Raw genomic sequence first — 9,029 nt, forward strand, 5'->3', positions numbered from 1 at the left:
GCGGAACCATAAGCGGCCGTTACCGCAGCAACGGATATGCCCCCCGCCCCATCAGCCTCCACATGCCACCCCCCACCCAACGCCGTATACAAATTCACCTCCGCCACCAACTGCGCCAGCCGGTCAACAATCAACGCCTGCTGCGAATTGAACAACGATCGCTGCGCATCCAGAAACACCAGATTACTGTCCACCCCACTGCGATACCGGTGCTGCGCCAGGTCGTAATACGTCTGGTTGGCCCGAACAAAATCCCGCTGCGCCACCAGTTGATCGTTATACGTCTGCCGCGCCGCCAACCCATTCGAGACCTCCTGAAACGCCGTCTGAATCGACTTCTCATACTGCGCAACAAAGATGTTCTTCTGAATCTTCGCGTAATCCAGACTGGCCCGCAGGCTCCCCGCATTGAAGATCGGCAGATTGATCTGCGGCTGAAACGCCCAACTCCCCGAGCCCCCCTGGAACAACCCCGACAGGTCCTTACTGGTGCTACCCGCATTGGCCGTCAGCGTGACCGAAGGAAAAAACGCCGCCCGCGCCGCGCCAATGTTCGCGTTGGCTGCCTGAAGCTGATACTCCGCCTGGACAATATCCGGCCGCCGTTGCAGCAGGTCCGACGGCAACCCGGCCGGCACCCGGGCCACCAGGTCGTCGGACAGCGGGCGCGCCGGCAGCGAATCCGGCACCGGCCCACCCACCAGCAACGCCAGGCTGTTAAGGTCCTGGGCGACCTGGCGCTGGTAACGGGCGATGCTTGCCCGGGTACTCTCGACGCTGGTCTGGGCCTGGATCACATCGATCGACGTCGCCTTGCCGGCGGTCTTGCTGCGGAAGGTCAGGCGCAGGCTATGCTCGTCCGAGGCCAGCGTCTGCCGGGCCAGGGCCAGCAGTTCCTGGTCGGCGCGCCAGGTCAGGTAGGCGTTGGCGACGTTGGCCACCAGGCTCAGTTGCGCACTGCGCCGCGCCTCTTCGGTGGCCAGGTATTGCAGCATCGCCTGTTCACTGAGGCTACGCACCCGACCGAAAAAATCCAGCTCGTAGGCACTGATACCCAGCGTCGCCGAATAGGTGGAAGTGATCGCCGACTGGCCGGTACCGGTAACACGCCGCGGGACTTTTTGCCGGTTTTCGGCACCCGTGGCAGACACCGCCGGGAACAGGTCGGCGCGCTGGAGGCGGTACTGTGCCTGGAACGCTTCGACGTTCAGCGCCGCCACCCGCAGGTCACGGTTGTTCACCAGGGCCTGGCCAATCAACTGCCGCATCGCCGGGTCCCGGAACAGCTGTTGCCAGTCGGGGGCTTCAGCCGATGGGCCGACCCGGTCTGCGTTGTACACCGGATACTGCGCCGGCGTTGGCGCCTCGGGCCGCTGATAATCCGGGATCAGCGAACACCCGCCAAGCACACACACCACGCCGAGCATCAGTTTTTTCATCACGCGCCAACCATCCATTTGGCCAGGCCATGCCGGCCGCTGACCCCCAGTTTCGCCGCTGCGCGCTTGAGGTAGGTTTCAATCGAGCTGTTTTTTACGCTGAGTTTCTCGGCCATTTGCGGCACGGTGCCGCCGGTCAACAACCCCAGGCACACCTCCTGTTCCCGCGCCGATAAGGTGATGTCACTGAGTGACAGGCGTTTGTAGAATTCGCGCTGCAATTGCGACTGCTCCAGCAGGGTGTGGGAGGGCTCGGGTGCCACCCGCGGCGCCTGTCGATTGAGCTGCGCGTGGCGCTCGATCAAGGGCAGCAAGGTTTCCGACAGGCTCTTGAGAAACGACAGCTCGGCCAGGGAAAAGGCGCGTTGGGTGTGGGGGCGGTAGAACGAAATCACGCAGCGCCGATTGGCCTGGCGCGAGACCAGGTTGCACTGGTGGGAGGTGCCACGGGTGTGGGTGCTGTCGGCCCTGGCATTCATCTGGATCAACAGCGGGTCGTTCATGCCGAGCATTTTTTTCAGCAGCGGATGATCGTCGCGGTGGTGCAGGGTGCGCGGTGGCGGCAAGTCCTGCTTCAACCCGGCGCTGCCGAGTAACTTGATGTCGAGCACGCAGGCCTGGTGCTCGTCGAGGGCCCACTCACTGAGGTCCACCAGGTGCACCGGGACCCGCTTGTCGACCAGTTGCAGCATATTCGCCGCAAAGTGTTCAGTGCCTGTGCTGGAAACCAACTCTCCCAGCTCGAGGTAAAAATGCGGACTTTCCATATTCCGAATGCTGCGGGTCAGACTCATAGCCATCTCATCCTTGATGTCGAAAACCGTCGACGGTTGCCCCGTGTTTGCGCAGGCCTCCCGTTCTCCTTGAACCTGGGTCGGTGCTCGAGGCTTCATTTAGCCACGGGGATTTGTCCTACGTCTGTAGCGGAAACGAGGGACACAACCTGCCATAAATACCGCGCCAATATTTCGTCATTTCTGACAGATTTATTCGCAGTACTTGTAGGATTAGAGATGTTTAGAGTTTATTAACTAGTTGATATATATCAATAATATTGTTTTTTAAAGACATGAACGGCCGCTGGGCATCGGCCAGATATAGCCAATCTCCTACATCCATTTAATCGTTTCAGCACTGAACCATCAGCCAACCCCGGCACGGTACCCGGCTGTCCGGGTTTCGGGTGACATACGGGGCAGGGGGGCGATGCTTAAATCCCGTTGATTTCGCCTCGATGGGGCGTTGCGCGCCTATCGACACCTCACATGAGAAGGATCTTATGACGTTTTTCCCCCTGACCGCCGCCCAGCGGGATATCTGGCTGGACCAAATTCGCCTCGGTGACTCGCCGCTGTACAACATCGGCGGCTATGTCGACCTCGAAGGCCCGGTGAACCCCGAATGGATCCAGCGCGCCATCGAGCAATTGGTGGCCAAGCACGACGCCTTGCGCACGGTGTTGCAGGTAGGCGCCGATGGCTTGCCACTGCAGGCGTTTGCCGGGGCGATGACGGTCTCGGTGCCGCAACATGACTTCTCCCGGCGGCCCGATCCCGAGGCGGCGGCCGAGGCCTTGCTGCAGGAGCAAATGGGCCGCGCCTACGGGCTGGTGGACGAGCCGTTGTTCCGCTTCTTCCTGGTCAAGCTCGATGACCGGCATTACCGCCTCGGCACCCAGGCCCACCACCTGATTCTCGACGGCTGGGGCTTTGGCCAGATGCTGCAATCCCTGGCCGGCCTCTACAGCGCCCTGGAGCAGGGCCGGCAACCGGAACTGTCGGCGCCGTCCTATATCGACTTCATCGACAGCGATGAACGCTACCGCGAGTCGGCCCGTTATGCCCGGGACCGCCGCTACTGGCTGGACAAATACCAGGCGTTGCCCGAGCCGCTGCTGACGCCCCGTTACCATGCCAAGGGCCAGGCGCCGAGCAACACCCTGGTGGCGCCATTTCCGGCGGCGCTGCTCAACCGCATGGCGCGCGTGGCGAGCCGTTACCAGGCGTCGGCGTTCCACGTGTTATTGGCCGCGATGTACCTGTACTTCAGCCGCACCGGCCAGCGCCAGGAATGGGTGGTGGGCCTGCCGATTCTCAACCGTTCCAATGCGCGCTTTCGTTCGACCCTGGGGCTGTTTACCCAAGTCAGCGCGGTGCGTTTGCAGTTCAGCGAAGACATGCCTTTCAGTGCGCTGGTGCGTGGTGTGCGGGACCAGCTCAAGCAGGATTTCCGGCATCAGCGCTTCCCGCTGAGCGACATGAATCGCGAGCTGGGTTTGCTGCGCGCCGACCGTGGCCAGTTGTTCGACCTGTCGGTGTCCTATGAACAGGACGACCACGAGTTTCGCTACGGCCAGGCATCGGCCCGGGCGATCAAAGTCTCCAACCACCATGAGCCATTGCCGCTGGCGATTCATTTGCGCAGCAATCGTTACCACGACACGGCGTGCCTGCACTGCGTCTACAACGAGGCGTATTTCCAGGAACACGAGGTGCAGGCCCTGGCCGAACGCCTGGTGTATGTGCTGGAGCAGGGGCTGGAAAATACAGCGCTGGCCCTGGCGGATTTCTCCCTGGTGACGCCTGAGGAAACCGCGCAGTTGCAACGCTGGAACGCCACTGCCCAGGCGTATCCGGCGGGGCGCACCCTGCACGGGCGCATCGAAGCCCAGGCCGGGTTGACCCCGGGAGCGGTGGCCGCGGTGTATCAGGGCCAGCCACTGACCTATGTCGAGTTGAATCAACGGGCCAATGCCCTGGCCCATCAGCTGTTGGCGCTGGGGGTAAGGCCTGATGACCGCGTCGCGATTGTCGCCCGGCGTGGCCTGGAGACGCTGGTGGGGTTGCTGGGGATTCTCAAGTCCGGTGCCTGCTATGTACCGGTAGACCCGGCTCATCCCGCCGAGCGCCTGAATTATCTGCTCCACGACAGCGCGCCGGTGGCGGTGCTGACGCAGACGGATTTGCTGGAGCGCTTGCCGGTATTGACGGTGCCGGTGATCAACCTGGACCAGGCCACCGCGCCGGTGGCGAGCAACCCCGGCGTGGCAGTGAGACCGACCAATCTGGCCTATGTGATCTACACCTCCGGCTCCACCGGCCTGCCCAAAGGCGTAATGGTGGAACACCACACCGTGGCCAATCTGGTGGACTGGCATTGCCAGGCTTTCGACCTGCACTCGGGCAGCCACACCGCCAGCGTTGCCGGTTTCGGCTTTGATGCGATGGCCTGGGAAGTCTGGCCGGCCCTGTGCGTGGGCGCGACCCTGCACCTGCCGCCGGCCCACGACGGCGCTGAAGACATCGACGCGCTGCTGGACTGGTGGCGCGCCCAGCCGCTGGACGTGTGCTTCCTGCCCACGCCGGTGGCCGAGTATGCGTTCAGCCAGCCTGTCGAGCACCCAACCTTGCACACGCTGCTGATTGGCGGCGACCGTCTGCGCCAGTTCAACAACGCCCGCCGTTTTGCGGTGATCAACAACTACGGCCCCACTGAAGCCACTGTGGTCGCCACCTCTGGTGGGGTTGAGGTGGGGCAGCCGCTGCACATCGGCAAGCCCATCGCCAATGCCACGGTCTACCTGCTGGATGAACAGCAGCGGCCGGTGCCCATCGGCATCCCGGGCGAGTTGTACGTCGGCGGCAAAGGCGTGGCGCGCGGCTATTTGAACCGCCCGCAAATGACCGCCGAGCGCTTCCTGGATGACCCGTTCAACCCGGGCCGTATGTACCGCACCGGCGACCTGGCGCGCTGGCTGCCGGACGGGAATATCGAGTACCTGGGCCGCAACGACGACCAGGTAAAAATCCGTGGCGTGCGCATCGAGCTGGGTGAAATCGAATCCGCCCTGGCCGCTTATCAGGGCGTCACGGAAGCCGTGGCCCAGGTGCGCGAAGGGCAACTGCTGGCCTGGTTCACCGAGCACACGCCGGTGGCCATCGACCTGCTGCGCGCCCACCTGCAATCGCGCTTGCCGGATTACATGGTGCCGCTGGCCTACGTCAAGCTGGACGCATTGCCCCTGACCGCCAACGGCAAACTCGACCGCAAGGCGTTGCCGGCACCCGGTGCCGATGCGTTTATCAGCCGAACCTACGAAGCCCCCCAAGGCCCCACGGAAGCCACCTTGGCGCAGATCTGGGCCGAGGTGCTGCACGTCGAGCAAGTGGGGCGCCATGATCACTTCTTCGAGCTGGGCGGCCATTCCTTGTTGGCGGTCCAGCTGGTGCAACGCATGCGCCAGGCCGGCTTGCAGGCCGATGTGCAGGTGCTGTTTGGCCGGCCGACATTGGCGGCGCTGGCGGCAGCGGTCGGCCAGGGTACCGAGCTTGATGTACTGGCCAACCGTGTGCCGATGGGCTGCACGCAGATTACGCCGGACCTGCTGACGCTGGCCGAACTGGACCCGGCGACGATCGAACGCATCGTCGCCGCCATCCCCGGCGGCGCCGCCAATGTGCAGGAGATCTATCCGCTGGCGCCGTTGCAAGAGGGCCTGCTCTATCACCACATCACCGACGAGCGCGATCCGTACCAGCAACACGCCATGTTCAGCTTTGCCCGCCGTGACCAACTGGATGCCTTCGCCGAGGCGCTGCAACAGGTGATCGACCGCCATGACATCCTGCGCACCAGCCTGGCATGGGATGCCATTGAGCAACCGATGCAAGTGGTGTGGCGCGAGGCGCGGCTGGAGGTGCAGCCGATAAGCCTGGAGGGTGACTCCATTGTCGAGAAACTGCGCGAGCGTCAGTGCCCGCTGGATTTGCGCAAGGCTCCGCTGATGGCCCTGGATTATGCCGAAGACTCGCAGAACCGGCGTTGGGTGGGCATGCTGCGTTTCCATCATCTGGTGAATGACGCCACGTCGACCCAGGTGCTGATGGCGGAAATCCAGGCGCATCTTCAAGGGCTGCAACGGCAACTGCCGGAGCCGGTGCCTTACCGCAATGTGGTCGCCCAGACCCGTTCACCGGCACGCCAGGCCGGGCATGAAGCGTTCTTTCGCGAGCGGCTTGCGGACGTGGACGAGCCGACGCTGGCCTTCGGTTTGCAGGCGCGCCAGGCGGATCGCCACGAGACCGAAGAAGCCCACGTGCTGCTTCCCGACGCCCTCGGTCAGCGCCTGCGTGAACAGGCCCGCACCTTGGGCGTGAGTGCGGCGAGCCTGTTTCACCTGGCATGGGCCCAGGTCCTGAGTCGCGTCTCGGGCCGTGACGATGTGGTGTTCGGCACCGTATTGCTGGGGCGTTTGCAGGCAGGCGAGGGCGCTGACCGTGCCCTGGGCATGTTCATTAACACCTTGCCGCTGCGGGTGCGGCTGGCCGGGTTGACGGTGCGCGAGGCAATCAGGGAAACGCAGCAACAACTCAGCGCCTTGCTCGCCCATGAACAGGCATCGCTGGCCTTGGCCCAGCGTTGCAGCGGCGTCACACCGCTGTTCAACAGCCTGCTGAATTACCGGCATGCCTCGGCCGAAGCGTTGCAGGCGTTGCAGCCCGGCATCGAACTGCTGAGCAGCGAAGACATCCTCAGCTACCCGCTGATGCTGTCGGTGGACGACCTGGCCAGCGGTTTCCGGCTCAAGGCCAAGGCGCCCCGCAAGGTCGGTGCCCAGCGCCTGCTGGATTACCTGAGCACCGTGCTGACGGGGTTGACCGAGACACCCGAAGTGCCGCTGTTCGCTATAGAGGTGCTGCCTGCCACCGAACTGCAACAACAGATGGTGGATTTCAACGCCACCGACACCGATTACCCCGTGGACCTGACCGTCCACGCCCTGTTCGAAGCCCATGCCCGGCACACGCCCCACGCGGTGGCGGTGCAGGCCGGCGAGCAACAGCTGACCTACCGTGAGCTCAACGAACGGGCCAACCGCCTGGCCTATCACCTGCGCGAGCGTGGGGTGCAGCCGGACTCGCGAGTGGCGCTGTGCGTCGAGCGCGGGCTGGACCTGGTGGTGGGCTTGCTGGCCATCCTCAAGGCGGGCGGCGCTTACGTGCCGCTGGACCCGGGCTATCCCCGCGAGCGCCTCGCCTACATGCTGCAAGACAGCGCGCCGGTGGCGTTGCTGGTGCAGGGCGCGACCCGGGACTTGCCCGGGGAGGTGTCGATACCGGTGATCGACTTCGACCACTGCGCCTGGCACCAGGCGCCCGAAGGTAATCCGTTGGTGCCCGGGCTGAGCGTCGGCAACCTGGCCTACGTGATGTACACCTCCGGTTCCACGGGCACGCCCAAGGGCGTGATGATCGAGCATCGTGGCCTGGGTAACCTCATGCACTGGGGCTCTCAGCTGTGCCCGAACGCCGAGGGTGGCGCGTTGTTGCAGCGGGCGCCGTTCAGCTTTGACGGTTCGGTGTGGGAGCTGTTCTGGCCGCTGACCCATGGCATGCGCCTGGTCCTGGCGCGGCCCGATGGCCATCGGGAGCCGGCGTACCTGGCGCAGGTGATTCGTGAGCAACAGATCAGCGTGATCAAGTTTGTGCCGGCGATGTTGCAGCAATTTCTGGAGCTGGATGAGTCTGTGCTTTGCACCAGCCTGACCGACGTTTTATGCGGTGGCGGGGAGCTGACCGAAGCCTTGGCCCGTGGGGTTCAGGCGCGGTTGCCCAAGGTGCGCTTGCACAACGTCTACGGGCCGACCGAGGCCACGGTGGACAGCAGCGCCTGGACCCTGGAACCGGGCGCGCCGGTGCCTGCGGTGCAGTTGCCGATTGGGCGGGCCATCAGCAATACCCGGCTGTATGTGCTGGACGCGTACGACCGGCCGGTGCCGCTGGGGTGCAGTGGGCAGTTGCATATCGGTGGTGTGGGTGTGGCTCGCGGGTATCTGGGGTTGGCGCCGATGACGGCGGAGCGGTTTATCGACAGCCCGTTTGTGAGGGGGGATCGGTTGTATCGCACCGGGGATCTGGTGCGGTATTTGCCGGACGGGACTCTGGAGTTTTTGGGGCGTAATGACTTTCAGGTGAAGCTGCGTGGGGTGCGGCTGGAGCTGGGGGAGGTTGAGGCGCGGTTGGCGGCGCATCCTGGGTTGCGGGAGGTGGCGGTGTTGATTCGGGATGAGCGGTTGGTGGCGTATTTCACGGTGCGTGAGGTTGTGCCGAGTCTTGAAGACTTGCGTGTTTACATGGTGGAGGGGTTGCCCGAGTACATGGTGCCTTCGGCGTTTGTGCGGATGGAGGCGTGGCCGCTTAATCCGGCGGGGAAGCTGGACCGCAAGGGGTTGCCCGAGCCTGGGGTGGAGGCTGTTTTGAGTCGTGCCTATGAACCGCCTCGGGGGGAAGTGGAGACGGTGATTGCCGGGGTTTGGGCGCAGGTGCTGAAGTTGGATCGGGTAGGGCGTCAGGATCATTTTTTTGAGTTGGGGGGGCATTCGTTGTTGGCCGTGGGGGTGGTGGCGCGGCTGCGCAAGGCGGGGTTGGAGGTGGATGCCCGGTCGTTGTTCAGTCAGCCGACGGTGGCGGGGTTGGCTGGGGTGGTTGGTAGGAGGGTGGAGCGGGTGGAGGTGGTGCCTTCTGTGGGGATTCCGCAGCTTGGGCGGCGGCGGCGGATTTGAGTTTTTTTACCGTGTACATATCCGTTGCT

3 protein-coding genes are annotated in these 9,029 nt (G+C 63.8%); 1 reads left to right on the forward strand and 2 read right to left on the reverse strand.

Going from position 1 to position 9,029, the window contains the following annotated elements; translation table 11 throughout:
* On the reverse strand, positions 1-1,439 hold a 1,439-nt coding region (locus HX855_RS32025; protein WP_256736856.1), incomplete at its 3' end, for an efflux transporter outer membrane subunit.
* Positions 1,439-2,233, reverse strand: coding sequence for a helix-turn-helix transcriptional regulator (locus HX855_RS32030; protein ID WP_177090947.1), 795 nt, complete (start codon positions 2,231-2,233; stop codon positions 1,439-1,441). The genes HX855_RS32025 and HX855_RS32030, both read right to left, overlap by 1 nt.
* Positions 2,234-2,718: 485 nt before the next feature.
* On the opposite strand from HX855_RS32030, the gene HX855_RS32035 reads away from it, so the two are divergent.
* Entirely contained in the window at positions 2,719-9,000 is a 6,282-nt protein-coding gene (locus HX855_RS32035; RefSeq protein ID WP_177090945.1) for a non-ribosomal peptide synthetase, read from the forward strand.
* The last annotated feature ends 29 nt before the right edge of the window (positions 9,001-9,029 follow it).

This window comes from Pseudomonas sp. IPO3778 (genome assembly GCF_013386825.1).
Taxonomy (GTDB): domain Bacteria; phylum Pseudomonadota; class Gammaproteobacteria; order Pseudomonadales; family Pseudomonadaceae; genus Aquipseudomonas.